This window comes from Rhodoligotrophos defluvii, from assembly GCF_005281615.1.
In the GTDB taxonomy this organism is placed as follows: Bacteria; Pseudomonadota; Alphaproteobacteria; order Rhizobiales; family Im1; genus Rhodoligotrophos; species Rhodoligotrophos defluvii.
On record NZ_SZZM01000002.1, the window covers coordinates 793,310 to 816,899 of the forward strand.

The 23,590-nt window shown below is 65.2% G+C and carries 21 protein-coding genes; 9 read left to right on the plus strand and 12 right to left on the minus strand.

Annotated features, from left to right (window positions below):
* Positions 1 to 62: 62 nt before the first annotated feature.
* The 6 genes from E4P09_RS12835 to E4P09_RS12860 form a co-directional block, all read right to left on the minus strand.
* Entirely contained in the window at positions 63 to 1,073 is a 1,011-nt protein-coding gene (locus tag E4P09_RS12835; RefSeq protein ID WP_239025156.1) for an ABC transporter substrate-binding protein, read from the minus strand.
* A gap of 93 nt (positions 1,074 to 1,166) precedes the next feature.
* Positions 1,167 to 2,066: a succinate--CoA ligase subunit alpha gene (locus E4P09_RS12840; RefSeq protein ID WP_137389977.1), complete on the minus strand. Its 900-nt coding sequence runs from the start codon at positions 2,064 to 2,066 to the stop codon at positions 1,167 to 1,169.
* Between the two features lie 3 nt (positions 2,067 to 2,069).
* Positions 2,070 to 3,179: an ATP-grasp domain-containing protein gene (locus E4P09_RS12845; protein ID WP_137389978.1), complete on the minus strand. Its 1,110-nt coding sequence runs from the start codon at positions 3,177 to 3,179 to the stop codon at positions 2,070 to 2,072.
* Positions 3,176 to 3,964: an enoyl-CoA hydratase/isomerase family protein gene (locus E4P09_RS12850; protein ID WP_137389979.1), complete on the minus strand. Its 789-nt coding sequence runs from the start codon at positions 3,962 to 3,964 to the stop codon at positions 3,176 to 3,178. The genes E4P09_RS12845 and E4P09_RS12850 overlap by 4 nt, the downstream gene beginning before the upstream one ends.
* 20 nt (positions 3,965 to 3,984) lie before the next feature.
* Entirely contained in the window at positions 3,985 to 4,764 is a 780-nt protein-coding gene (locus E4P09_RS12855; RefSeq protein ID WP_137389980.1) for an enoyl-CoA hydratase/isomerase family protein, read from the minus strand.
* Positions 4,765 to 4,881: 117 nt separating this feature from the next.
* The gene (locus E4P09_RS12860; RefSeq protein WP_137389981.1) at positions 4,882 to 6,264 is read right to left on the minus strand and encodes an FAD-dependent oxidoreductase; all 1,383 of its coding nucleotides are present in this window, start codon (positions 6,262 to 6,264) and stop codon (positions 4,882 to 4,884) included.
* Positions 6,265 to 6,321: 57 nt separating this feature from the next.
* Here E4P09_RS12860 and E4P09_RS12865 point away from each other — a divergent pair, with 57 nt between their 5' ends.
* From E4P09_RS12865 to E4P09_RS12875, 3 genes are read left to right on the plus strand one after another with little or no spacing between them, the layout of a single operon-like run.
* Positions 6,322 to 7,158, plus strand: a complete 837-nt coding sequence (locus E4P09_RS12865) for an IclR family transcriptional regulator (protein WP_137389982.1) — start codon at positions 6,322 to 6,324, stop codon at positions 7,156 to 7,158.
* A 58-nt stretch (positions 7,159 to 7,216) separates the two neighbouring features.
* Positions 7,217 to 9,583, plus strand: a complete 2,367-nt coding sequence (locus E4P09_RS12870; RefSeq protein ID WP_205042098.1) for a xanthine dehydrogenase family protein molybdopterin-binding subunit — start codon at positions 7,217 to 7,219, stop codon at positions 9,581 to 9,583.
* A complete protein-coding gene (locus E4P09_RS12875) occupies positions 9,580 to 11,130 on the plus strand; it encodes an acetolactate synthase large subunit (RefSeq protein WP_137389983.1) in 1,551 nt (516 codons plus the stop codon). Before E4P09_RS12870 ends, E4P09_RS12875 begins: the two co-directional genes overlap by 4 nt.
* Before the next feature lie 8 nt (positions 11,131 to 11,138).
* Here E4P09_RS12875 and E4P09_RS12880 read toward each other — a convergent pair whose 3' ends face one another.
* Positions 11,139 to 12,374: an NAD(P)/FAD-dependent oxidoreductase gene (locus tag E4P09_RS12880; protein WP_137389984.1), complete on the minus strand. Its 1,236-nt coding sequence runs from the start codon at positions 12,372 to 12,374 to the stop codon at positions 11,139 to 11,141.
* Positions 12,375 to 12,530: 156 nt separating this feature from the next.
* On the opposite strand from E4P09_RS12880, the gene E4P09_RS12885 reads away from it, so the two are divergent.
* Complete coding sequence (locus E4P09_RS12885) at positions 12,531 to 13,523, plus strand: asparaginase (RefSeq protein ID WP_137389985.1); 993 nt, start codon at positions 12,531 to 12,533, stop codon at positions 13,521 to 13,523.
* A 6-nt stretch (positions 13,524 to 13,529) separates the two neighbouring features.
* Here the strand turns inward: E4P09_RS12885 and E4P09_RS12890 are convergent, their stop codons facing one another.
* Both E4P09_RS12890 and meaB read right to left on the minus strand, forming a co-directional pair.
* Entirely contained in the window at positions 13,530 to 14,876 is a 1,347-nt protein-coding gene (locus E4P09_RS12890; protein WP_137389986.1) for a TIGR03808 family TAT-translocated repetitive protein, read from the minus strand.
* 73 nt (positions 14,877 to 14,949) lie between these two features.
* On the minus strand, positions 14,950 to 15,939 hold the full coding sequence (gene meaB, locus E4P09_RS12895; protein WP_137389987.1) for a methylmalonyl Co-A mutase-associated GTPase MeaB: 990 nt from the start codon (positions 15,937 to 15,939) through the stop codon (positions 14,950 to 14,952).
* 202 nt (positions 15,940 to 16,141) lie between these two features.
* Between meaB and E4P09_RS12900 the strand changes: the two genes are divergently transcribed.
* Positions 16,142 to 16,564, plus strand: a complete 423-nt coding sequence (locus tag E4P09_RS12900) for a group III truncated hemoglobin (RefSeq protein ID WP_239025157.1) — start codon at positions 16,142 to 16,144, stop codon at positions 16,562 to 16,564.
* A 1-nt stretch (position 16,565) separates the two neighbouring features.
* Here E4P09_RS12900 and E4P09_RS12905 read toward each other — a convergent pair whose 3' ends face one another.
* Complete coding sequence (locus E4P09_RS12905) at positions 16,566 to 17,291, minus strand: TetR/AcrR family transcriptional regulator (RefSeq protein ID WP_137389989.1); 726 nt, start codon at positions 17,289 to 17,291, stop codon at positions 16,566 to 16,568.
* Positions 17,292 to 17,534: 243 nt separating this feature from the next.
* On the opposite strand from E4P09_RS12905, the gene E4P09_RS12910 reads away from it, so the two are divergent.
* Positions 17,535 to 18,740 carry an acyl-CoA dehydrogenase family protein gene (locus E4P09_RS12910; protein ID WP_137389990.1) on the plus strand — a complete coding sequence of 402 codons (1,206 nt, stop codon included), beginning with the start codon at positions 17,535 to 17,537 and terminating at the stop codon, positions 18,738 to 18,740.
* Positions 18,741 to 18,819: 79 nt separating this feature from the next.
* Here E4P09_RS12910 and E4P09_RS12915 read toward each other — a convergent pair whose 3' ends face one another.
* Together E4P09_RS12915 and E4P09_RS12920 are read right to left on the minus strand one after the other, a co-directional pair.
* Complete coding sequence (locus E4P09_RS12915; protein ID WP_137389991.1) at positions 18,820 to 19,764, minus strand: ring-cleaving dioxygenase; 945 nt, start codon at positions 19,762 to 19,764, stop codon at positions 18,820 to 18,822.
* Positions 19,765 to 19,845: 81 nt separating this feature from the next.
* On the minus strand, positions 19,846 to 20,934 hold the full coding sequence (locus tag E4P09_RS12920; protein WP_137389992.1) for a DUF3298 and DUF4163 domain-containing protein: 1,089 nt from the start codon (positions 20,932 to 20,934) through the stop codon (positions 19,846 to 19,848).
* Positions 20,935 to 21,201: 267 nt separating this feature from the next.
* On the opposite strand from E4P09_RS12920, the gene E4P09_RS12925 reads away from it, so the two are divergent.
* The 3 genes from E4P09_RS12925 to E4P09_RS12935 all read left to right on the plus strand — a co-directional run bounded on the left by E4P09_RS12925 (position 21,202) and on the right by E4P09_RS12935 (position 23,586).
* Positions 21,202 to 21,801 carry a superoxide dismutase gene (locus tag E4P09_RS12925; RefSeq protein ID WP_137389993.1) on the plus strand — a complete coding sequence of 200 codons (600 nt, stop codon included), beginning with the start codon at positions 21,202 to 21,204 and terminating at the stop codon, positions 21,799 to 21,801.
* 80 nt (positions 21,802 to 21,881) lie between these two features.
* Entirely contained in the window at positions 21,882 to 22,997 is a 1,116-nt protein-coding gene (ribB, locus tag E4P09_RS12930; protein ID WP_137389994.1) for a 3,4-dihydroxy-2-butanone-4-phosphate synthase, read from the plus strand.
* A gap of 106 nt (positions 22,998 to 23,103) precedes the next feature.
* On the plus strand, positions 23,104 to 23,586 hold the full coding sequence (locus E4P09_RS12935; protein WP_239025158.1) for a (2Fe-2S)-binding protein: 483 nt from the start codon (positions 23,104 to 23,106) through the stop codon (positions 23,584 to 23,586).
* Positions 23,587 to 23,590 lie beyond the last annotated feature (4 nt).

A 23,590-nucleotide genomic window follows, 5' to 3' on the forward strand; every position in this document is an offset into this window, starting at 1 on the left:
CTCCGCAAGGCAGCCGACGTGGCCGGGCCGGCCGTGGGTCATCACCGGCCCGCAATTGCGGATCAAGACAACAGCCATTCGTTGAACTTCTGCTCAGCCTCGCCCTTGTGCTGGCCCCACCAGTCCTGGTTGGCCAGGATCAGCTTTTGTATATGCTCGGGCGCCGTCGGCAGATATTTCGCACGCTCCGGTGGGATGTAATCGTAAGCCTTGGGATTCGTGGGCCCATAGGCCAGGGTCTTGGTGTATTCCGCCTGGCGCTTGGGATCGGCGCAGAAGGCAATGAACGGCATGCCCAGTGCAGCTTTGGGATTGCCTTTCGGGATCGCCCAGCCCTCGATGGAGTAGAGCCCCTGGTTCCAGCCTATGCCGACGGGCTTGCCGGCATCGATCACCGTCTGCGCACGGCCGTTCCAGGTGGCGATCAGGTCAACCTCGCCGGATTCGAGCATCTGGCTGGTCTGGGCGCCCCCTGTCCACCACACGGCGATGTCGGGACGGATCTTGTCCAGCATCCGGAAAGCACGGTCATAATCGATGGGATAGAGCTCCTTCGGATCGACCCCGTCGGCCAGAAGCGCGATCTCCAGGGTGTCGATCGGGCTGCGCCGCAGCGACCGGCGGCCGGGGAACCCCTTCACGTCCCAGAAGTCAGCCCAGGACTGCGGCACCTTGTTGCCGAAAGTCGCGCTGTTGTAGCTAAGCACGGTGGCGTAGACATCGACGCCCATCCAGTCGTCGCGCCGGGCTTCCGGCATGATGTCCTTCATGTTCTGGTCGGACCAGTCGAGCTTCTCCAGCATGCCGAGGCTGCTCAGCATCACCTGGTCGCCAAGCGTGATGGTGACCACGTCCCAGCTGTAGTTCTTGGTTTCGACAATGGCGCGGACTTGGCTGGTCGGCTGGTGCTCGCGGGCGATGTTGACGATCTCGACGCCTGTCTGTTCCTGGTATGGGCGGTAGAACGCCGCGCCATAGCCCTCCTTGAACGGCCCCCCAGGGTCAGCCACCACTAGGCTTTCGGCGGCTCTTGCCGAACCCCAGCTCATGCCAATTGCGCTCAGCGCAGTCATCCCAGCCGCTCCGGCAAGGAGGTCGCGGCGCGTGGTCGAGAACAGAGACTTTGTCATATGTCCCACCCCTTTCCTGATAACGAATGCTCCCATTCACACCTTCACCCGGGGCTTCTCTGCTTCGCGGCCGGACAGGATCCGGTGCGCGGCGGCCCCGATGTCAAAAAGGCTGTCGACCACCCAAGCGCCGGCGGCGCGCAAGGCAGCCTGCTTGCCAGGCACGTTCTCATCCGGCGCCCCCATGAGCGCGCCGGCATGTCCCATCCGCTTGCCCGGCGGCGCATGGCGGCCGGCGATATAGGCGATCACCGGCTTGCCCGCGGTCTTGATGAACTCTGCCGCATCGAGCTCGGAGCGGCCACCGATTTCGCCGATCAGGATGATCGCATCCGTCTCGTCATCACGTTCGAACAATTCCAGCACGTCGCGATGGCTCGTGCCGATGACCGGATCGCCGCCGAGGCAGACGACGGTGCTCTGCCCAAGGCCGCGGCGATTGAGGTCAGCGATCACCTCATAGGTGAGCGTGCCGCTCTTCGAGACGACGCCGATACGGCCGCGGCGCAGCAGCGCCGCGTTCAGATCCGAGAGGTTGGCCTCGCCCGGGCTGATGCAGCCGGCGGCGTTGGGGCCGATCAGCCGGGCGCCCCGGGCCCTGGCATAAGCGGCCATGCGCAGCGCATCCAGCATCGGCACACCCTCGGCATAGGCGACGATGGTCCCGATGCCGGCATCGACGGCCTCGAGCGCCGCATCCAGCATGCGCGGGGCCGGCACGGAGATGAAGGATGCGGTGGCTCCCGCCTTGGCCACGGCCTCGTAGCAGGAGGCATAGACCGGAAGCCCCGCCACCTCGCCGCCGGGATTGCGCGGGGATACGCCGGCAACGAGCGGGCTTCCCTCATCGAGGAAGCGGCTGGCCAGGTTCCGGCCCACGCCGCCGGTGATGCCTTGGATGATGATACGTGAGTTTCGCCCGACCAGGATCGCCATCGCTCAAGTCCTTCGGCCGGGGACCAGGGCGGCGATGGCCGGCTCCAGGTCTTCATGGATCTCGAAGCCAAGCGGCTGCAGGCGTGCCCGGCCAACGTCCGCGCGGCGGCCCTTGAGGCGCACCACGATCCGGCCCGGCAGCGGCGCCGACGCGTGAGCTCCGGCCAGACCTTCGGCAAACACATCGCAGAAGGCGGTCTGCATGAAGGCGTTCAGGAACGTCACCCGGGGGTTGAGCGGCGCGACTGCGGACAAGACCTGCTGCAGGCCATCCGCGCCGGACAGGACCGTGCCGCCGAGATCGATCACGGCGCGTACCTTGAGCCCCGCATCTGCCAGCAGGTCGAGTGTGGCCATCATCAGCCCCGCTCCGCTGACCACGGCAACCGTGTCGCCCTCAGGGTCGACCTCCACCCCTACCGCGCCGGCCGTGGCGGCGGCGCGCTCGAAGGTACTGCGGTCGGTGCGGTCCGTGCTGTCGGGCCACTCCGGATGCCGGAAACGGGCATTGTCATCGAGGATGACCTTGGCATCCGCCGCAACCAGGCCGCCGGGCGTGACCGCGAGCGGATTGATTTCGATCAGCTCGGCGTCCACCGCGACCACCGCGCGATAGAGGCTAGCGACGAGCTCGGAAAGCGGTGTCTGGTCATGCCCGTCTTCCGTCAAAAACCGAGCGACGCAATCGGCATGGAAGCTACGCAGGCCGAGCAGCGGGTCAATGGGCAGACGCAGGATGTGGTGCTCGTCCACCTCCTCGATGTCCATGCCGCCTTTGGGCGAGGCGATGATGAGGTGGCAACGGCGATCGCGGTCGAGGGCGACGGCGAGATAATGCTCGTGCAGGATCTCGAGCCTCTCCTCTACATAGACGGCGTTGGCGCGATGCCCCCCGATCTCCATGCCAAGTAGAGCTTTGGCGGCGCTTTCAGCCTGCTGATGACCGGCAGCAAAGCGGATGCCGCCAGCCTTGCCGCGTCTGCCCGTCGGTACCTGCGCCTTCACCACAAGCGCGCCTTCCGTTTCCGGCAGCTCGGGCCACAAGGCGCCGCGCGGCACCGCTATGCCGTGCCGGGCGATGAGCGCCTTGCCTTCGGCCTCGAGCAGGTTCATGCGTGCACGCCTCCTGCCTTGCGCTTTTCAGCGGTGCGGGCGAAGAAGGCCTCCATCATACGCTGCGGCTCGCCGGTGCCATAGGCTTCCTTCTGGATCCGTGCTCCGGCTTGCAGCGCGTCCTCGAAGCCAGCAGCAGTCACTTCCGCGAACCGCCTCTTATTGAGGCGCATGGCGATCGGCGGCTTGGAGGCAAGTAGGCGCCCCACTTCCATGGCCTTGGCCATCACCTGATCCTGAGGCACGAGGTAATGGATGAGACCGATGCGGTGGCATTCCTCGCCGTCCATGATGCGGCCGGTCAGGGTCAGCTCGATCGTGCGCGAGATGCCGAGCATCTCCTTCATGAGCCAGGGGCCGAGGGTGCTGGGAATGCCGGAGTTGATCTCCGGCTGGCCCATACGGCTGCCCGCATGACCCACGCGCACGTCGCATAGCAGCGCAACCTGAAAGGCCGATCCAGCGGCGACGCCGTTGAGGGCAGCGATGATCGGCTTCGTAAGCGAGCGCATGGTGCCGTAAAGCTCGCGCCATTCTTCAATCCACTCGGCAGCGCGCTCGCTGCTGAATGTCTTGGCCTCGCCGAGGTCTTGCCCAGCCGAGAAGGCGCGGTCACCGGCGCCGGTCAGGACGATCGCGCGGATCTTGTCATCCCCGTCCTGCTCCTTGAGGACGGCCGCGAGCTCCTTGCGCATCGCGCTGTGCCAGGCATTCAGCACCTCCGGCCGGTTCAGGGTTATGGTGGCAACGTCACCGTCCTGGTCGATCTTGATGAATTGCGGCATGTTCGGATGTCCTCTTGCGTTCACGCGTCAGCCGGCTGCCGCTCTTGGCGGCGGGTAAAAAAGGCCTGCATGGCTTGTTGCGGTTCACCGGTGGCCACGGCCTCACTTTGGTAGCGGGCGGAGGCCTGTTCCGCGTCCAGGAGGGCGGGCAGCAGCACCTCGCGAAAACGCCCGACCGTCAGCTGCATGGCCGTGGGCGGCTTATCCGCCAATTCGCACGCTTGCTCAGCGGCCGCGACCGGCAGATCGCCTTCCTCGACCACCCGGTGGACGAGCCCGATCTCGCAGGCCTCGTCCGCCGTCAGGGTGCGCGCGGTGAGCACCAGCTCGGTTGTGCGGGACAGGCCGAGATGGATGCCGAGAAGATGCTGGCCGACGATGGCCGGCAGGCCGATATCAGCCTCAGCCATAAGGAAGCGGGCGTTCCTCGATGCGATGCGGATGTCGCCGAGTAGCGCGGTCTCGAGACCCCCTCCCGCGGCAACGCCGTTCACCGCCATGACCAGTGGCTTGGTTACCCGGGCGAAGGCCGAGAAATAGCGCACCCAGCCGGCCATCCAAGCGGGGCCGTCAGATGGCTTGAGGGCGGCACTCTCGTGCAGGTCCTGTCCGGCAGAGAAGGCGCGGGTACCATTGCCCGTCAGGCTAACGACGCGGACGCCGGGGTCGGCATCGGCGTTCTCGATGGCGCTGGCGATGGCCTGGCGCAGCTCATGGTCCAAAGCATTGAGCCGCCGGGGCCGGTTCAGCGTCAGATTGAGAATGGGCCCCTGACGCTCATACAGGAGAGACGCCTCCATTCAGCCACGGCCTCCCTTTATTGAATTTCAATAATTATTATTGTTATCAGCGTAGCGCAGACTCCGGCCAGCTTGCAAGGACAAACCGCATAACTAGGGAGTGCTCAGGCTGGCAAACTATGTGGCCGCGGGTTCCGCGGGTGCGCGGAGGCTTGCCCCAGAAGGCTGCCGGCCATTTCTGCGGCTCGGGAAGCGATCGGTGCGGAACGGGGTGATGTCGATGTGCGGCTGATCGCCGGCCATAATGGAGGCGATCAGCCTTGCGGTGGTTGCGCTTGCCGTCAGGCCGGTATGGCCGTGCCCGAACGCGAAGCACAACCGCGGCTCGCGGTGAGAACGGCCGATCACGGGCAAGGTATCGGGCAGGCTGGGGCGCGCGCCCATCCAGCGGGTGGGCTCAGCGGTGTTCAAGCCGTTGAACAGGCGGGGGGCCGCACGCTCGATCGCCTCCGCCCGGGCGGGGGTCGGCGGCCGGTCGACCGTGCTGAATTCGGCGGTTCCAGCGATGCGAAGGCCCTGTTCCATGCTGGTGCCCACCATCTTGCGCTCGGCAAACATGACGGCATGATTGAGCGCGACCCCAGGATTGGCGAAGCCGACGTGGTAGCCGCGTTCGGCCACCAGCGGAAAATCGTGACCAAGCGTTGCGGCCAGCGCCGCCGACCAAGCTCCCGCCGCAATCACCACCTGGTCCGCTTCGATCTCGCCCTCGCTGGTCACCAGCATGACCCCGCCGGCAGTCGGGCGGATTGCCCTCACCTCGCTGCGCACAACCCTGCCCTGCCTTGCCGCAAAGGCCGCGGCAAGCGCCTTCACCAGCCTGCCCGGATTTCTGGCGATCGCGTGCCCCTCGATGCGGACGCCACGCACGAAGATCGGCGCCAGCGCGGGCTCAACCTCGCGCAACTGCGCAGCATCCAGCTCCTCGAACGCGATGCCCAAGGCCCTGCGCATTTCCCAGGCCTTGCGATCGCCGCGGTAGTCCGTTTCAGTCTCGTAGACGTGGAGATAGGGCGCGCGCTGCAGCACATCTTCGCACGCAGCCTCCCGCGCCTGGGCAAAATGATCCTCGACTGCGCCCCCGTGCAGCGCCCGTAAGGCGCGCGAGGTGTTCTCCACATACGCCGGCGCGGTGTAGCGCACCGCGCTCGCCATCCAGCGCGCGGTCTGTGGCAGGTGGCGCCAGTCGATCGCCAGGGGGCCGTCTTTGAACAAGAGCCATTTCGGCGCGTTGCGGATCGCACCCGGCATGATCAGGGGCAAGCAGGAGCTTGTTGCGATCACGCCGGCATTGCCGTAGGAGCACGCTTCGCCCGGATCCAGCCGGTCAATGAGAGTGACCTGCATGCCACGCCTTTGCAGCGCAAACGCGCATGACACGCCAATAATGCCGGCGCCTATGACAGCGACTTTCTGTCCGACGGCGCCCGAGCCTTGTGCCTTGCCGGAAATGACGGTCATCCTTATTGGTATTTGATAAATCTTATCAACCACGATCATCCTGCCGATCGACTCTGTCAAGTCGGATTCCGGATCACGTGAGGAGACAAGGGAACGATGGTCGCAGCGAAGAACCGGGCCCAAGAGGCTGCCCGTCGCGCATCGCCGGCAAGGGGCGCGCTCGAGGCAGATCCCAGGCTGTTCGTGTCGGGCGTGGATAAGGGCCTGCGGGTGCTGCGGGCCTTCTACAACGCGCCAAATCCCCTGAGCCTCACCGAAATTGCCAAGCTCACCGGCCTTGGGGTCAGTGCCTGTCAGCGGTTTCTCTATACGTTGAAGATGCTCGGCTATGTCAGACAGGACGGTGCGACCAGGCGGTACTCCCTCTCCGCCAAGGTCCTCGACTTCGGCTATGCCTATCTGCGCAACGACCATCTCGTCGAGCAGTCCTTTCCCTATCTGCTCGACGCCCATAAGCGCACCGACGAGACCGTCAATCTCACCGAGTTGGACGGCTCGGACGTCATCTACGTCTCGCGGTTCCCCAGCCGCAACGTCATCAGCGTCGGACTGGTTTTGGGAACCCGGCTGCCCGCGTTCTGCACGGCGCCGGGACGGGCAATGCTGGCCTTCATGCCGCAGGAACGGGCGGTCGCCGTTCTGGAGGGGGCACCGCGCCAGGCCCGTACGCCCTATACCGTCACCGACCTCGACTCCATCCTCGCGGATCTGGAACTCATCCGGCAACGGGGCTATGCCTTCAGCGACCAGGAAACCTATCTCGGGGACATTTCCGTTGCAGCCCCGGTGCGGGATCATCACGGACAGGTGGTCGCGGCCGTCAACGTCGCCTTGGCGACGCCACGATGGTCCATGGATCAGGCACGGCAAGCCTTCGCGCCGATCGTGATGGAAACCGCTCGGGCCATTTCGAAGGTGCTAGGCGGCGCGTAGGCAGCCGTGCGATAGAGCAGGCAGGTTGATGGCTGGCAACAGCAGCGGGGTATCGAGGATGGATGCCAGACAGGGCGGCGGAGAAGACAAGAACAGCATGATCACGGCTGCGGATGATCCTCGTTCACTGCGCCGCGTAGAGGACGAGCGGTTTGTTACCGGCAAGGGCCGCTATGTGGACGATCTTCCCCTTGCAGGTCAGCTGTTTGCGGCCGTGCTGCGCTCGCCGCATGCCCATGCCCGGATCGTTTCCATCGCCACCGAGGCGGCTGAAGATGTGCCGGGTGTGCGTGGGGTGTTCACCGCGCGCGACCTGCTGGCGGACGGTATCGGCCCCCTGCCCTGCTATATGGATTTACGCAGCGAGGAGCCGCTGATCGTGCCACCGCGCTATCCCCTCGCCATCGAGCGGGCGCGCCATGTGGGCGACCCGGTCGCCCTGGTGGTCGCGGATAGCCGCGAGGCGGCGCGCGAAGCGTTGGACCATGTCGACGTCGACTACGATATCCTGGACGCGGTGGTCGACCCGCGTAGGGCGCTGGAGGACCGCGCGCCGCAGATCTGGGACGAGGCGCCCGGCAACCTGGCCTTCCACTACAAGCGCGGCGATTTCGAGAAGACCGCCGCCGCCTTTGCCGGCGCCGCACATGTGGTCGAGCTTTCGCTCGTCAACAATCGGATCGCAGCCGCAGCGCTCGAGCCGCGGACAGCGGTCGGTGCGTGGGACGAGGCGTCCGATCGCTATCTCCTGACCTTGAGCGGCGCCTCCGTCCACTCGATCCGCCGGGAACTGGCCGATGGGGTGTTCCGCGTTCCCCATGACCAGATCGATTTGACGGTTCCCGATGTGGGTGGCGGGTTCGGGATGAAGAACGTGACCTATCCCGAATACGCGCTGCTGCTCTGGGCGGCCAAGCGGCTGCGGCGGCCGATCCGCTGGACGGCGGAGCGGGTGGACGAGTTCACCAGCGGCGTGCATGGCCGCGATAACCTCACCAGGGTGCGGCTCGCCCTCGATCTGGACGGCCGTATCCTCGGGCTATGGGTGGAGACGATAGCCAATCTCGGGGCCTATGTCTCATCGGGTGGCCCGGGCAGTTCCACCCTCGCTCCAACACCGGCCATGGGCGGGCTCTATGCTATTCCCGCCATCGCCATGGAGGTGCACGGCGCCTTCACCAACACGGCGCCGATCGACGCCTATCGCGGCGCGGGCAAGCCCGAGGCCAACTACATCATCGAGCGCATCCTGGATGTTGCCGCCCACCGGCTCGGCCTGGACCCGGTCGATCTTCGTCGGCGGAACTTCATCCGCGAATTCCCGTATCGCAATGCCATGGGCGCGGTGATCGACAGCGGCCGGTTCGCGGACAATCTCGATCGGGTGCTCGCGGCCGCCGACCAGGCGGGCTTTGCCGCGCGCAAGGCGCAAAGCGCGGCCCGCGGCTGCCTGCGCGGCCTCGGCGTGGCGTGCTTCCTGGAAACGGCACGGGGCCAGCCCAACGAGGAGGCCTGGATTCGTTTTGCGCCGGATGGGACCATCGAGCTCGCGGTAGGCACCCATTCCAACGGCCAGGGGCATGAAACCAGCTTCGTGCAGCTGGTGGCGGACCGCCTAGGCCTGCCGCTCGACACCTTCCATTTCGTGCAGGGCGACACCCGGCGCGTGCCACGCGGCGGCGGCCATGGTGGGGCGCGCTCGCTGCATATGGGCGGGACCGCATTGTTGCTGGCTGCAGAGGACATGCTGCGCAAGGCCCGTCCGATTGCCGCACGGCTGCTGCAGGCCGTGCCCGAGGACGTCACCTACACGGACGGCGCCTTCGTCTGCGCGCCGCAACCGGGTGGCCCGGCCCGCAGCATCGATCTTCCCTCGATTGCCCGGGCGGTTGCGCAGTCGGGGGATGAGGAGCCTCTCGAAGGTCATGGCGCGAATATCTGTGACACGATCACCTTCCCCAATGGCTGCCATGTGGCTGAGGTGGAGGTCGACCCGGAAACCGGGCAAGTCGTTCTCCTGCGCTATGTGGCAGTGGATGATTTCGGGCGACTGCTCAATCCGCTGCTCACGGAGGGCCAGGTGCATGGTGGGCTGGCGCAGGGAATCGGCCAGGCACTGATGGAGCACTCGGTCTATGATCCCGAGTCGGGGCAGCTGATCAGCGCGACCTTTACCGACTATGCGGTGCCGCGGGGGGAAGACCTGCCCGAGCTCGACATCCGCTTCGTCGAGGTGCCGACCGCTGCCAATCCGATCGGCGCCAAGGGCTCCGGTCAGGCCGGCGCGATCGCCGCGCCGCAGACCATCATCAATGCCATCGTCGATGCCCTACGCCCCTTTGGCATCGACCATATCGACATGCCGGCGACGCCGCAGCGTGTCTGGCAGGCCATTCAGGACGCAGGCCGGCGGGAGGCTTCATGAACGGTGCCGATCGCCTTTGTGACGTCTTGCTGGCCAATGGCATAGACGTCTGCTTCGCCAATCCCGGCACCTCGGAAATGCATTTCGTGGCGGCGCTCGACCGCAAGCCGGCAATGCGCTGCGTGCTCGGCCTGTTCGAAGGGGTGGTGACCGGCGCTGCCGACGGATACGCCAGAATGGCCGAAAGGCCGGCGGCCACGCTCCTGCATCTCGGACCCGGGCTCGCCAACGGGCTCGCCAATATCCACAACGCCCGGCGCGCCCGCACCCCGATGGTCAATATCGTGGGCGATCATGCCACCTATCACCTGCAGCATGACGCGCCGCTCACCAGCGACATCGAGAGCCTGGCGCGACCCATGTCCCACTGGGTGGGGCGCGCCGTGCGGGCCGAAGACGTACGCCAGACGGTCGAGCAAGCCTATCTCGCCGCGTGTACCACGCCTGGCATCGCCACCATGATCCTGCCGGCAGACGCCGCATGGAACAGCATCGCGCCCGAGGAGATCGTGCCGGTGGCCATGCCAGCGCCGCGACCGGCCCCGCCCGATCGGATAGCTCAGGCCGTCACTGCGCTGCGGTCCGGCCGCCGTGCCGCACTGCTCATCGGCGGCGCGGCCAACCGGGGCAAGGCCCTGCAGATGGCGGGGCGGATCACCCAAGCCCTCGGGGTCGACCTCTTCGCGCAACGCTCCGGCCGCAACGAGGGCGGCGCTGGCCGTGTCGCCCCCAAGCCCATTCCCTACCGGGTTGATTCCGCGATCGCGGCCTTGAGCCATCTGGACGTGGTTGTGCTGTGCGGGGCAACCGCCCCGGTCGGATTCTTCGCCTATCCGGGCAAACCCAGCACCTTGCTGCCGGAGGAATGCGAGGTGGTGACGTTGGCGTCGCTCGGCGAGGATCTCGAGGCAACGCTCGCGCATCTTGCCGACGCGCTCGGTGTGCGCCCGGATGCACCCGTGGCAACGCCATCCCTCACCACGCCCGACCTGCCGATGCCCACCGGCCGGCTCACTGCGGATGCGGTGTCGACCGTCATCGCGCGGCTCTTGCCGGAGAACGCCATCGTCTGCGATGAATCCATCACCTCGGGTGGCGCATTCCACGCCCTTGCCCCCGGCGCGCGGCCCCACGAGGTGTTACCGCTCATGGGCGGGGCCATCGGCATCGGCACACCGCTTGCCGCCGGCGCGGCGATTGCCTGCCCTGACCGCAAGGTGGTGGGGCTTCAGGCGGACGGCAGCGCCATGTACACGATCCAGGGACTATGGACCCAGGCCCGGGAGAACCTGGACGTCGTGACCGTGGTCTATTCCAATCGGGCTTACGCGATCCTGCAGGACGAGATGAAGAATGTCGGCGTCAATTCGTTCGGGCGGAATGCCAGCCGCATGCTGAACCTGGACGAGCCGGCGCTCGACTGGCTCTCGCTCGCCCGCAGCTTCGGGGTGGACGCGGCCCGGGCCGAGACCGCAGAGGAGCTGGACAAGCTGTTCTCCGGTGCCTTATCCAATCGCGGTCCGTTTCTCATCGAAGCCGTAATCTGAAGCCTCGACTATGCGCTCACCGCCTTCGCTGTTGCGCGCAAATCGAAGGCCGGATCGCCTGCCTGTTCCGGGGTGATGGAGAGGCCGGCCCCGAGCAGCTTGCGGGCGGCCATGTGATCGCCGGGGCTGTTGATGGAATCGACCGCGATCAACCGCCCAGCCTTGAAGGAAAATACGGAAAAGCGTCGGGCGGCCACGTCGCCCCGGCTCACCGCGCGGTCTGCGCCTTGGGAGAGGCCGGCGATCTGCAGCTTGATGTCATACTGGTCACTCCAGAACCAGGGCACCGCCTCATACTCGCCGTCACGCCCGGCGATCACCCTTGCTACATGGCGGCCTTGATCGGTGGCGTTCTGGACCGACTCCAGTCTGATCGGATCGCCGCCACCGGGCAGCGGAAAACGGGCGCAGTCGCCCACGGCGAAGATCGAGGGGTCCGACGTGCGTAGCGTGATGTCCACCAGCACGCCGTCGCGCACCGCCAAATCCGCCGCGCGCGCCAAATCGTCATTGGGCAGCACGCCGGCGCCGACCACCACCAGGTCTCCCGCCAGGCTGCGGCCGCTGCTGGTCTCCACACGCTTTGCCATGCCGTTCTCGCCGGTAATGGCGCGCACCCCATCGCCCAGAAGCAGCGAGACACCGTGGCTCCGGTGCAATTCCTCAAAGAAGGTCGAAATGGCCGGCGGTACGGCGCGGGCCATCAGCCGCGGCATCATCTCGACCACCGCGACCTCCTTGCCGAGCATGCTCGCCACTGCGGCGAATTCGAGGCCGATGAAGCCACCGCCGACCACCACGACGGAGCGGGCCTCGTGGAGCCTCTCCTTCAGGTAATCGGTGTCCTGAATTGTGCGGAGATAGAGGATATTGCCGAGATCGGCACCGGGCACCGGCAGGGCCCGGTTGCGGGCGCCGGTGGCGAGCACGACCCAGTCGTAAGGCAGGCGCCCGCCGTCGGACAACAGCACGGTGCGGGCGCTCCGATCGATGGCCTCGGCCGTGACACCCAAATGCAGGTCGATCCTGTTGGCGGAATAGAATTCCTCGCGCCGAAACACCAGGTCGGCGGCGCTCGTCTTACCGAGGAGATACGCCTTGGAGAGTGGCGGACGCTGATAGGGAATTGCCGGTTCCCCGGCAACCAGATGAATTTCGCCCTCGAACCCCTCACTGCGCAGCTGCGCGCAGACCTGATAGCCCGCCTGTCCGCCGCCGATCACGACTACGCTCGTTCCCGTCATCCCCAGTCGTTTCCCTTTTCATTCCCCCGGATTGCCGTGTTCAGCTATGCAGCTTTCCACGGACGACGCAACCGCGATGAGCAATGACAAAGGACCCGATTGGCATCGGCTCGCCGAGACGCTAAGGGTCGAACCGCAACATTAGATGCGAGCTCCATGCCCGATCCGATCGAGATAGAGGTGACCCGCGGCAACGCGGTGGAAAGCCGGCACCTGGTTGCCTTCGCAGTGACCGATGCCGACGGCAAGCTCGTGCTCAGCGGCGGCGACATCGACCAGCCGGACTACCCCCGCTCGTCGGTCAAGGCGTTCCAGGCGATCCCGTTGCTGGAAAGCGGTGCGGCCGACACCTTCGGTTTCGACGAGGCCGACATCGCTCTTGCGTGCTCGTCGCACAACGGCGAGCCGCGCCAGATCGGCGCCGTCGCGCGAATGCTGAGCAAGGCGGGTGTCTCTGAAACGGCGCTGGAGTGCGGCGCCGACTGGCCCATCTACAAGCCGGCCGCGGATGCCATGATCAAAGCCGGCCAAGTGCCACGACCGATCCACAATCCCTGCTCGGGAAAACATGCGGGCATGCTGGCTTATGCCCGCCACAACGGCATGCCCCTGGCCGGATATGTGAGACCGGATCATCCGGTGCAGCAAGCCGTCGAGCAGGCGCTGAGCGCGTTTTGCGGTGTGCAGGCGTCGCAAGCCCCACGCGGCATCGATGGTTGCTCGGTGCCCACCTGGGCCCTGCCCCTACGTGCCACCGCGCTCGGCTTCGCCCGGCTGGCAACGGGCCGAGGGATTGGCTCCGGACGTGCCGCCGCCGCAGCCCGAATCATCGCCGCGGCGCGTGCCCACCCCTATATGATCGCGGGCACGGGCCGCTTCGATACCGACCTGATGACCGCGGTGCCGCGCGTATTCGTGAAGTCCGGGGCGGAAGGGTTCCTGGTGGCCAGCCTGCCCCATGCGGGTCTGGGTATTGCATTGAAATGCCTGGACGGGGCACCGTGCGGATCGACCATAGCCATGGCGGTGCTGCTCCGCAAACTGCCCATATGGACGGCTGACGAGGAGGCCTGCCTCGCCAACTTCGCCACCCGGCCCGTGCTCAGCCGCAAGGGCGAGATGGTCGGCGAGATCCGCGCCGCGCCGTGATTTAGTTTAGGCGGAATTGCCCGAGACGGTGAGGTTCACGGGCACGTCGGCTGCCGCCGCCTTGGCGAGATCGGCGGTGACGCCGCGCCCGTTCTGATGGCCGATGATCGCCGCTTCCGAGCAATCTGCGAGCAGGTTCTGGGCGATCAGTACCCGGCCAGCGCCAGGCGCCACGGACGCGGCTATGCCCCAGAGCGCGTCGCGCACCATGTTTCCGGTGACCGCGACGTTGCGCTGATAGCGGCCCCAGCCCACCATGATACCGGCGCGCGGGGCTTTTTCGATCACATTCCCAGTGATTGCCGCATCGGCCTCGATGGCGATGCCCACGCCCCGTGATTCGCCCTCCGTCCGGGTGAACAGGTTGCGGATGAGGTTGCCCGAGCAGACCGCCAACCGCCCGTCGTGATTGAAGTTGGTGATGGAGACGCCAAGGGCGGCATTGTCCACGAGATTGTTGCTGATTACCGCGCCCTGGAAGCCGAACTCGGCATAAAGCGCGACCTCGCCAAGCCTCTCGCAGGAATTACCGATGATTTGTGCATTCGAACCGGCATTTACGCGCACGGCGCTGAAGGCGCAGTCGGTGATGCGGTTGCCGCTGACCGATACGGAGCCGGCACGGAAGATGTTGATGCCATTGCCGTTCTGGCCGGAGCCGCCATTGTCGGCCCGCACGGCGCTGATGCGGTTTTCCGAGACCTTGGTCCCGTCCTCGCCGACCGTGCTGCGCCAGACCTGGATGCCATTGTTGCCGATGGCGCTGATGGTGTTGCGGAAGATCTCGAGCCCGGTTGAATCCAGCGCGAACAGGGCGGTTTCCGCTACCTCCGTGATCGCGCATTCGGAGACCGTGCCGGCGCAGCGCAAGAGCGAGATGCCGCCCCCACGAGAGCGGGTCACCGTCAGCCGGTCGAGGCACAGATCCGTCACGGCCTCGGCCCGCAGCACAGGATCCTGGGACGCCGCATCGCCACCGTCGAGGGTGAGGTTGCGCAAGTAGATGCTCTTACCGGACAGGGTTAGAACAGGGCCATTGCCGTTGCGCTCGAGCCGGGCGCCGCCCGGCGTGCAGACGATGGACACGGGGCGGGTCACCTTCAATCCCGCCACCCGATAGCGACCGGCGGGCAGCATCAGAACGGCGTTGCGGTCCGACGCCTTGTCGATGGCCGCCTGCATGACCGCGCTCTGATCATCGGGGCTGTCCGGCTTGAGGTCGAGGGCGCTTGCGTCCATGACCGGGCCGACGGCTTCCCGGTTACCTGCACCAGCTGCGGATGCGGGCAGCGCCAAACCGGCCAAGGCCGAACCAGCGGCCGCGATCATCCCGCGTCGGGAAAAACTAGGCATCACAGTCCTCCTGTCGAGCGACTTGCAAGATCCCTGCCGGCTGCTCCGTGCTGCCTTGCGCGGGAAAATCGGTCTAAATCCCCAACAGCTTGAGGATCTCGGTTGCTGCAAGCGTCGCGGTTGTGCGGCCTTGGCGCAAGTCCGCTTCCAGGACCGGGAGCCGAGCCTTGACCCGCGGATCGCTCTTCAGCCGCTGAATCATGCCCTCCTCCAGCATGGACCAGAGCCATTTGATCTGCTGCTCGTTCCGGCGCGCACCCAGTGCCCCGCTCTTCTCGGACAGGGCGCGATGGCGCTCGACCTCGGCCCACATCTCATCGAGGCCGATATTGTTGAGTCCCGAAATGGCCAGGACGGGCGGGGTCCACGCCGCGCCGGGTGGCACGAGGATCTGCAGGGCAGCGCGGTAATCGGAGATGGCCCGGCGGGCGCGCGCGGCGTTGTCGCCGTCGGCCTTGTTCACCGCCAGCATGTCTGCAAGCTCGATCACGCCCTTCTTGATGCCCTGCAAGTCGTCGCCGGCGCCCGGCAACAGCAGCACAAGAAAGAAGTCGACCATGTCGGCAACCGCGGTCTCCGACTGGCCGATGCCGACGGTTTCGACCAGGACGACGTCGAAGCCGGCGGCCTCGCAAACCACCATGCTTTCCCGCGTGCGGCGGGCGACGCCGCCGAGGGTGCCGGCCGCGGGCGACGGGCGGATGAAGGCATTGGGGTCCATGGCCAAACCCGCCATACGGGTCTTGTCGCCGAGGATCGATCCGCCGGTGCGCTGGCTGCTGGGATCCACCGCCAGCACGGCCACCTTGTGCCCCCTGGCCGTCAGGTTGCGGCCGAGCGTGTCGATCGTGGTGCTCTTGCCCACACCGGGCACGCCGGTGATGCCGACGCGATAGGCTTTGCCGGAATGCGGCAACAGTTTCAGGAGGAGTTCCTGGGCAGCACGCTCGTGATCTGGGCGACGGCTTTCCACCAGGGTGATGGCGCGGCCCAGGGCTGCGCGCTCGCCGGCAATAACCCGACTGGCGAGATCATCTAGGTCGAGCTTCTCTGGGCGGGTCATGTGGGATCCTGATCGAAGCCTCGGTTCATCAGCGCCTTCTATACGAGCCGTGAGCATGGCAGAAGCCGTCATTCTCCCTTGGCCCCGCGTTTCGCCGCGTTGACCGCCGAACTTGACGCATCATATAGCGGGCCGAGCCTGCTCATCGGCCATGGGAATAACAGGAGCGATGACGTTGGAACCGCTTCATACCAGAGCTGCAATGAACGAAGCGCTCATTGCGCGCGTGATCCATGCCTTTTACGAGCGGGTGGGCGCCGATCCTCTGATCGGGCCGATCTTCCACGGCAAGATCGCACCGGACGAGTGGCCGGCGCATCTCGAGATCATCACCAATTTCTGGTCGTCGCTTCTGCTTGGCACCAAGCGCTACCAAGGCCGGCCGCTTGCCAAGCATCTCATGCTCGGGCGCCTGCGCGACGAGCATTTTCTGCGCTGGCTGTTCCACTTCCGGTCAACGGTCGAAGCGCATGTTCCGGCGGAGCTCGCGCCGGCGTTTATCATGCGCGCTGAGCGTATCGCGAACAGCTTCAGGATGGGCATTGCGTTCCATCATGGCGAGGACACCGTGGGCTTGCAGCCGCTTGCCGCGCCGCCGGCCGGCGCGGCCACGCCCAAGCGGTGAGCTAGTTTGCGCTCCCGCATCTCCCGGCCTCCAGCGCCTCCAGCCGCGCCGTCACCCGCTCGAGACGCTCCATGATGACCTCGTTCAGGCTCGGCTGAGCCATCGCCTTTGGCTGCACAGCAAGCCCGCGATAGATGATCTCGGTGATCGCGTCCGCGGCTTCATCGGCATTGATCGTGCCATGCCCGCGCAGAAAGGCCCAGGTATGATGCTCGACGCAGCCGAAGATCATGTCACGCACGATGCGCAGGGGCACGTCCTTGCGGAACTCGCCGCTCTCCATGGCAGCTTCGACGATCTCCAGGGTGCGCCGCGTATATTCGCGGTTCAGCTCGAACACCGTGGTGGAACGATATTCCGGCCCGGGGCGCAACTCCTGGAAGACGAGCCGGCACAGAGCCGGCTCCTTGCTGATCGACGAGAGGTGCTTCCAAATCATGAAGCGCAGCCGATTCCAGGTGCCGGTTATGCCTTTCAGCTGCTCATCGAAATCCGCCAGCATCTCGTCATACCAGCGTTCGACCACCTTGATCATGAGGTCGCGCTTGTTTTCGAAATAGCGGTAGATGGTGCCTTCCACCACATCGGCGCGCGCCGCGATCTCGGAGATGAGCGCTGCATCATAGCCGTGCTCGAGGAACACGGCTTTGGCAGCCTCCATGATGTCGGCCACCCGCCGTTCGCGCGACAGCCGGAAGATTTGCCGGCGTTGGAAAACTTCACTCATTGTGTCCGCATGGGTTATGCGTGCTCGACAGAACGGACGGCACGTGGCTCGGTTTGTCAAGAGGATGGTCGCCGAAATCTGGGAAAATCGTGCCGTCCATAGCGTCAGCCATTGCGGTGCGACCTCGGAGCTTCACGTGCCCAGCCGGGTGATCCTGGGCACGAGGCGAGTGGACATGATGAATTGAGTTCATTAATGTCTTGCCACCGCGCCAAGACGGCACTGCCTTTGGAGGAGACATTCATGGGTGGACAGGCCCCCGCCGCCTCGTTGCACAACGCGCACTATGCCTTCGACCTCAGCCCGGAGCAGCAGGAGATCCTGGATGCGGCGGACCGCTTCGCCCGCAACGAGCTCTATCCGCTGTCGGAGCGTATGGATAACGAGGAGTGGTGGCCGGAAGACATCTTCCCGAAGATCGGCGCGGCCGGGTTCTTCGGGATCACGGTCGATCCGGAACATGGCGGCTCCGGCTCGGATCTGTTCACCAGCGGGCTTGTCCTGCAGGCGTTTTCGCGCTGGAACCATGCGCTGGCCCTGTCCTGGGTTGCGCACGAGAACCTCTGCCTCAACAACATCTACCGCAATGCCAACGAATCCATCCGCCGCAAGTATCTGCCCGGTCTGTGCCAGGGAACCAAGATCGGTGCGCTGGGCCTGACGGAGCCAGGCGCGGGCTCCGACGCGCTGGGTTCCATGCGCACCACCGCCCGGCGCGAGGGCGATCACTACCTGCTGAACGGATCCAAGATCTATATTACCAACGGGCCGGTCGCCGACGTGCTGCTGGTCTATGCCAAGACGGCACCGGATCTTGGCCCCAAGGGCATTTCCGCTTTCGTTGTGGAGAAGGACTTTCCCGGTTTCAGGGTGGCGCAGAAGCTCATCAAGATGGGCTTCCGCGGCAGCCAGACGGCCGAACTGGTGTTCGAGGACTGCCGCGTTCCGGCGGAGAACATGGTGGGGGGTGAGAACCGGGGTGTGTCGGTGGTGATGAGCGGTCTCGATCTCGAGCGGGCGATGATCGCCCCGATCTGTCTCGGGGTGTGCGAGCGGGCGCTGGAGCTTTCCATCGAATACGCCAAGACCCGGAAGCAGTTTGGCCGGCCGATCGCCGAGTTCCAGATGGTCCAGTCCAAGATCGCCGACATGTATGTCTGGACCGAGACGATCCGCACCTTCACGTATCGCGTGCTGTCGGAAGCCAACAACCTGGAAATCGGTGGCGGCGGCCGTGGTCAGATCCATGCACTGACCGCCGCTTCGGTCATGTATGCGGCCGAGACCATGGGTCGCGTGCTTTCGGAAGCGGTGCAGATCCATGGTGGGTCCGGCTATATCTGGGAATCGGAAATCAACCGGCTCTATCGATCCTCAAAGCTGCTAGAGATCGGCGCTGGCACGACCGAGGTGCGCAAGATGATCATTTCCGGCGAGCTGCTGAAGTGAGCAGAGCCGTATGATCTTCTGAATCAGGATCCCGTCCTAACCTGCTTGCCAGGCCCCATATTCGTCGGGCCGGAACCATTCACAGCGGCTTGAGATTGGCCTCGATTTCCGCCCGCCGGTGCTCGAGGAAAGGTGGCAGCGACAGGTGCGTTCCGAGCTCCTCGACCGACTCGTCGGCGGTGAAGCCGGGTCCGTCGGTCGCCAGCTCGAACAGGATACCGTTGGGCTCGCGAAAATAGAGGCTGCGGAAATAGAAGCGATCTATGGGGCCGCTCGATGGCAATCTTACGGTCTCCAGCCGACGCGCCCAGTCCATGTAGGCCTCATCGGGCATGCGGAACGCCACATGGTGGACGCCGCCAGCGCCCGGGTGCATGCGTGGTGTGTTCAGCTCCACCGCCACGTGCAGTTCGGCAGCTGCGCCGCCCGGGCCCATCTTGAACACGTGGGTGGTCGAGCCCTCCACATTCGGCGTGGTGTAGGCCCCGGCAGGCCGCATGTTCAGAACTTCGGTCAGCACGCGTTCGGTCGGCACGAGATCGGGCACGCTCAGGGTGATCGGCCCGAGACCGCGGATCTGGTGCGCGGTGGGCACGGGGCTTTCGGCCCAGGGGTGAGCTGCACCCTCGCCGCCGTCGTCCACCAATCGCAGGCGCGTGCCCTCCGGATCCTCAAAATCCAGTGTCTGCCTGCCGCCGAGCGGACGGATCTCGCCATGGGGCACCTGGTGCTCGGTGAACCACTGCGCCCACCAGAGCAGGCTCTCCTCGCCTGCGACCCTCAGCGCCGTGCGGGAGATGCTGTTCACCCCGTGGCGCGCCGGCTTGGTGCGGAAATCGAAAAAGGTGATGTCGCTTCCCGGGGAGGCGATGCCATCACCGTAGAACAGGTGGTAGGCGCTGACGTCGTCCTGATTGACCGTCTTCTTCACCAGCCGCATGCCAAGGATGCGCGTGTAGAACGCAAGATTGCCGGGGGCGTTCGCGGTCACCGCCGTCAGATGATGAATGCCGTGCAGCTCCACGCGCTCCTCCCATTTTCACTGACCATCTGAGAGGAGGCTATTGCTCTTGGCCATTCAGGGAAAGCGTAATCGGGCAAGCGGTCATTTCCGGTGAATGGTCACGGAGAAGGTGGGGCCGCTGTAATTCCCGATGCGGATGAGCGCTGCGCCCTCGCCCTGGGTAACCTCGAGCTGCCCCGCGAATGGCACCATGCCCAGGGCCGTGCCGCTCGGACGGCGCTTGCGGTCGGCCGCCAGCTTCCCCTCCGCCAGGAGGCCGCCGTCGGACCGGCTGATGGTGGCCTTGAGCGAGCCGCCGGCCAGGACATAGGCCGGCGCTTCCCCGGCTATCCTGATCGAACTGCCGACCACGCTGTCCGGCTGAGGTTCGGCAATGAGCACGAAGGCCGGCTCGCCAATGGCGGAGCCGCGCACGTGAACGAGCGAGATGGGCTCGCCGGCAAACGCGGCTCGCCAGGCCGGCGCCAGCATCGGCGCGAGTTCGCGGGCCGCCACATCGACCCGGTAACTGCCTTCCGCGTACGGTCCCGCTACATAGGGGGCGAAATGGAAGGCCAGGCCGCCGATCCTGCCCGGCTCGGTCGAAGGCACGAGCGTAACCGCTTCCAATGGCAGCGTCAGCCCCTTCAGCCAGGCTTCGTCCCGTTCAGCATCATATTCATCCCTAAGACGTGCGCGCTTCTGCGCCCTGAGCTTGGTAGCGACGAGCTCCTTAAGCAGCCGTTCGTTATTCGGCCAGCCGTAGCCGCCGGCGAGAATATCCTCAGGCTCCACGAACACCTTGCGACGGAGATCATAGATGATGCCTTCGAGCCGGAAATCCGCATGAGCGCCACCGGTGAACACTTCCGAGGAAATCAGGAGGCTGACCAGATCCCGCGACACGAGCGAGGGCTGATGCTCGACCAGCAGGCTGAAGGTCGGCGGGACGCTGTCTGGATCCGTCCGGCGCACCTCACGGTGCTCGGCCTCGGCTTCGGCGAGGAACGCCTTCACTATCTCCTTGGCATCCTCGCGCAGGCGGTGATGCAGGGCCGGCGCCACTGCCGTTTCGCGCGCGAGCACGATCGTGGCCTCGGCAACCTCGCTGACCTCGCGGAGAACCTCCGGCCGTTCGGGAACATCCTCCGGCAGGGCCGCCGCACCTGCCGGGCATACGGTGGCAAGCATTAACGCCAGCCAAACACCTGGTCGTCTCATGCACCCCCACTGTCATGAACCGCAACCAACGACCTCCAGCATTCTTACGACTTGGGCCGCAAGATGACGGCGCTTTGACGCGGTGGCTCATGGCCGATGATGTGCACGAGAAGGGATCATCTTCGCCTGCTCGGATATTCCCTTTCGTCCGGTTTATGCGCTAGTGTCGATGCCGGTCTCGCGGCGCTGCTCCCGGCAGTGCCGTCCCCAAGATAACTGTCCGAGGAGGCTTGTTTCATGGCTTTTGAACTTCCCCCATTGCCCTACGCCTATGACGCCCTGACGCCTTACATGTCGGCGGAGACGCTGGAGTTCCACCACGACAAGCACCACAAGGCCTATGTGGACAACGGCAACAAGCTGCTCGAGGGGTCGGGACTGGAAGGCAAGTCTCTGGAGGAGATCGTAAAGGGCTCCTATGGCAAGAATCAGGGCCTGTTCAACAATGCCGGCCAGCACTACAACCATATCCACTTCTGGAAATGGATGAAGAAGGGCGGCGGCGGTAAGAACCTGCCCGGCGCACTGCAGAAGGCCGTCGACAGCGATCTCGGCGGCTATGACAAGTTCCGCGCCGACTTCCTCAATGCCGGCGCTACGCAATTCGGTTCCGGCTGGGCCTGGCTCGCGGTGAAGAATGGCAAGCTGGAGATCATGAAGACGCCGAACGGAGAGAACCCGCTGGTGCATGGCGGTGTGCCGATCCTCGGGGTCGACGTATGGGAGCACTCCTACTACATCGACTACCGCAATGCCCGGCCCAAATACCTCGAGGCCTTCGTGGACAACCTCATCAACTGGGAATATGTCGAGGAGCTGTTCAGCAAGGCCGGCTGATCTTGCCGCCAGGCGTGATGCGGGTTAAGGAGCGGGGCGAATAGCGCCCCGCTCCTTTCGCTTTGCAGGAATTCGACCGTATGAGTGAGCAAAACATGGCTCTCGACCCCGTCGACCAGGCGGTCGAGGCGATCAAGGCTGGCCAGATGGTAGTCGTGGTGGACGACGCCGACCGGGAGAACGAGGGCGACCTGATCATGGCTGCGTCGCGCGCCACGGCCGAGCAGCTCGCGTTCATGATTCGGCACACCAGCGGCATCATCTGCACTCCGATCACCGCGGAAGAGGCGCGGCGGCTGCGGCTCGACCCTATGGTGTCGCATAACGACGCCCCTATGGGCACTGCCTTCACGGTTTCTGTAGATTACCGCCCGGGCCTCACCACGGGCATTTCCGCAGAAGAGCGCTGCAACACGGTACGGGCCCTCGCCAACAGCAATGCCGGCGCGGAGGATTTCGTCCGCCCGGGGCACGTGTTTCCGCTGATCGCCAAGAGCGGCGGCGTACTCATGCGCTCCGGCCATACGGAAGCGGCGGTCGATCTCGCGCGGCTTGCCGGCCTGCCGCCGGTTGGGGTGATTGCCGAGCTGGTCAATGACGACGGTACGGTCAAGCGCGGGCCGGATGTGCTGCGCTTCGCCCGCGAGTATGGGCTCAAAATCATTTCCGTGAATGACCTGATCGCCTATCGCCAGGCCCGCGAGCGACTGGTGGAGCGCACCGCCGACCTGGTCATCGAGACACCCATCGGGCCGGCCCGGGCGATCGCCTACTCGACACCATTCGACGCCGTGCAGCATTTGGCGGTGATCTTCGGGGACGTATCCGGGGGGCGGAATGTTCCAACCCGCCTTCACAGGGAAGACGTTCTCGACGATATTTTCGGCCAGCGCGAGGTGTTGACCGCGGTTTACCAGAGGTTCCGTCGCGAGGGACGCGGCGTTCTGGTGTATCTGCGCGAGGGCGCGGCGGGGGTTCCGGCTGCGGTTTATCGCCGCGAGCAGGACGATGACGGCAAGCCGGCCAACAGCGATGCCGCGCGCGAGCAGGCCTGGCGAGACGTCGGTCTTGGGGCGCAAATCCTAAGGGATCTCGGGGTGACATCCATCAATCTCCTCGCCACCACCTCCCGTCACTATGTGGGTCTGACCGGATTCGGCATCGCTATCGAGGAAACCTCTCGCCTAGATCCGTGAAAGTTGTATAATATCCGCCCATATCCAAATAGGATGTATCTGCGTTCCCCGGATACGCGTGGCTGCTCACGCGCCACCCTGGCCTTAAGCCAACGATGTTGTGGGGATGTCGGACTCCGGGTGGTACATGCGTTTTTCCATACGAGTAAATGGCACCGTCCATAGGGTAGAGGCCGAGCCGGACACGCCCCTTCTGTGGATCCTCCGCGACGTGCTAGGGCTCACCGGGACCAAGTATGGCTGCGGCACGGGTGATTGCGGGGCTTGCACCGTGCTCGTCGGTAGCCGTCCGCGCCGCTCCTGCCAGCTGCGCATCGCCCGATTGGGGCATGCGAGCATCGTCACCATAGAAGGTATTTCGGGCGCGGTGGCCGACGGCGTGCTCAAGGCTTGGCGCGAGGCCGATCTGTCCGAGTGCGGCTACTGCCAAAGCGGCCAGATCATCACGGCGATCGCGCTTCTGACGACGAATGTACAGCCCAGCGATCGCGAGATCGACCAGGCGTTCGACGGCAGCATCTGCCGTTGCACCGCTTACCTCGGCATCCGGCGGGCCGTCCACCATGCGGCCAATATCATCAAGCGATGAGCAT

Excerpts from the sequence above, each read along its gene's own strand:
- E4P09_RS12920 (WP_137389992.1), bottom strand. The coding sequence starts at position 20,934 with ATGCTTGCCACCGTATGCCCGGCAGGTGCGGCGGCCCTGCCGGAGGAT.
- E4P09_RS12865 (WP_137389982.1), top strand. The coding sequence starts at position 6,322 with ATGGTCGCAGCGAAGAACCGGGCCCAAGAGGCTGCCCGTCGCGCATCG.
- E4P09_RS12935 (WP_239025158.1), top strand. The coding sequence starts at position 23,104 with ATGTCGGACTCCGGGTGGTACATGCGTTTTTCCATACGAGTAAATGGC.
- E4P09_RS12850 (WP_137389979.1), bottom strand. The coding sequence starts at position 3,964 with ATGCCGCAATTCATCAAGATCGACCAGGACGGTGACGTTGCCACCATA.
- E4P09_RS12875 (WP_137389983.1), top strand. The coding sequence starts at position 9,580 with ATGAACGGTGCCGATCGCCTTTGTGACGTCTTGCTGGCCAATGGCATA.
- E4P09_RS12870 (WP_205042098.1), top strand. The coding sequence starts at position 7,217 with ATGGATGCCAGACAGGGCGGCGGAGAAGACAAGAACAGCATGATCACG.
- ribB (WP_137389994.1), top strand. The coding sequence starts at position 21,882 with ATGAGTGAGCAAAACATGGCTCTCGACCCCGTCGACCAGGCGGTCGAG.
- E4P09_RS12925 (WP_137389993.1), top strand. The coding sequence starts at position 21,202 with ATGGCTTTTGAACTTCCCCCATTGCCCTACGCCTATGACGCCCTGACG.
- E4P09_RS12905 (WP_137389989.1), bottom strand. The coding sequence starts at position 17,291 with ATGAGTGAAGTTTTCCAACGCCGGCAAATCTTCCGGCTGTCGCGCGAA.
- E4P09_RS12835 (WP_239025156.1), bottom strand. The coding sequence starts at position 1,073 with ATGACTGCGCTGAGCGCAATTGGCATGAGCTGGGGTTCGGCAAGAGCC.
- E4P09_RS12840 (WP_137389977.1), bottom strand. The coding sequence starts at position 2,066 with ATGGCGATCCTGGTCGGGCGAAACTCACGTATCATCATCCAAGGCATC.
- E4P09_RS12880 (WP_137389984.1), bottom strand. The coding sequence starts at position 12,374 with ATGACGGGAACGAGCGTAGTCGTGATCGGCGGCGGACAGGCGGGCTAT.
- E4P09_RS12845 (WP_137389978.1), bottom strand. The coding sequence starts at position 3,179 with ATGAACCTGCTCGAGGCCGAAGGCAAGGCGCTCATCGCCCGGCACGGC.
- E4P09_RS12910 (WP_137389990.1), top strand. The coding sequence starts at position 17,535 with ATGGGTGGACAGGCCCCCGCCGCCTCGTTGCACAACGCGCACTATGCC.
- E4P09_RS12860 (WP_137389981.1), bottom strand. The coding sequence starts at position 6,264 with ATGATCGTGGTTGATAAGATTTATCAAATACCAATAAGGATGACCGTC.
- meaB (WP_137389987.1), bottom strand. The coding sequence starts at position 15,939 with ATGACCCGCCCAGAGAAGCTCGACCTAGATGATCTCGCCAGTCGGGTT.
- E4P09_RS12885 (WP_137389985.1), top strand. The coding sequence starts at position 12,531 with ATGCCCGATCCGATCGAGATAGAGGTGACCCGCGGCAACGCGGTGGAA.
- E4P09_RS12900 (WP_239025157.1), top strand. The coding sequence starts at position 16,142 with ATGAACGAAGCGCTCATTGCGCGCGTGATCCATGCCTTTTACGAGCGG.
- E4P09_RS12855 (WP_137389980.1), bottom strand. The coding sequence starts at position 4,764 with ATGGAGGCGTCTCTCCTGTATGAGCGTCAGGGGCCCATTCTCAATCTG.
- E4P09_RS12890 (WP_137389986.1), bottom strand. The coding sequence starts at position 14,876 with ATGCCTAGTTTTTCCCGACGCGGGATGATCGCGGCCGCTGGTTCGGCC.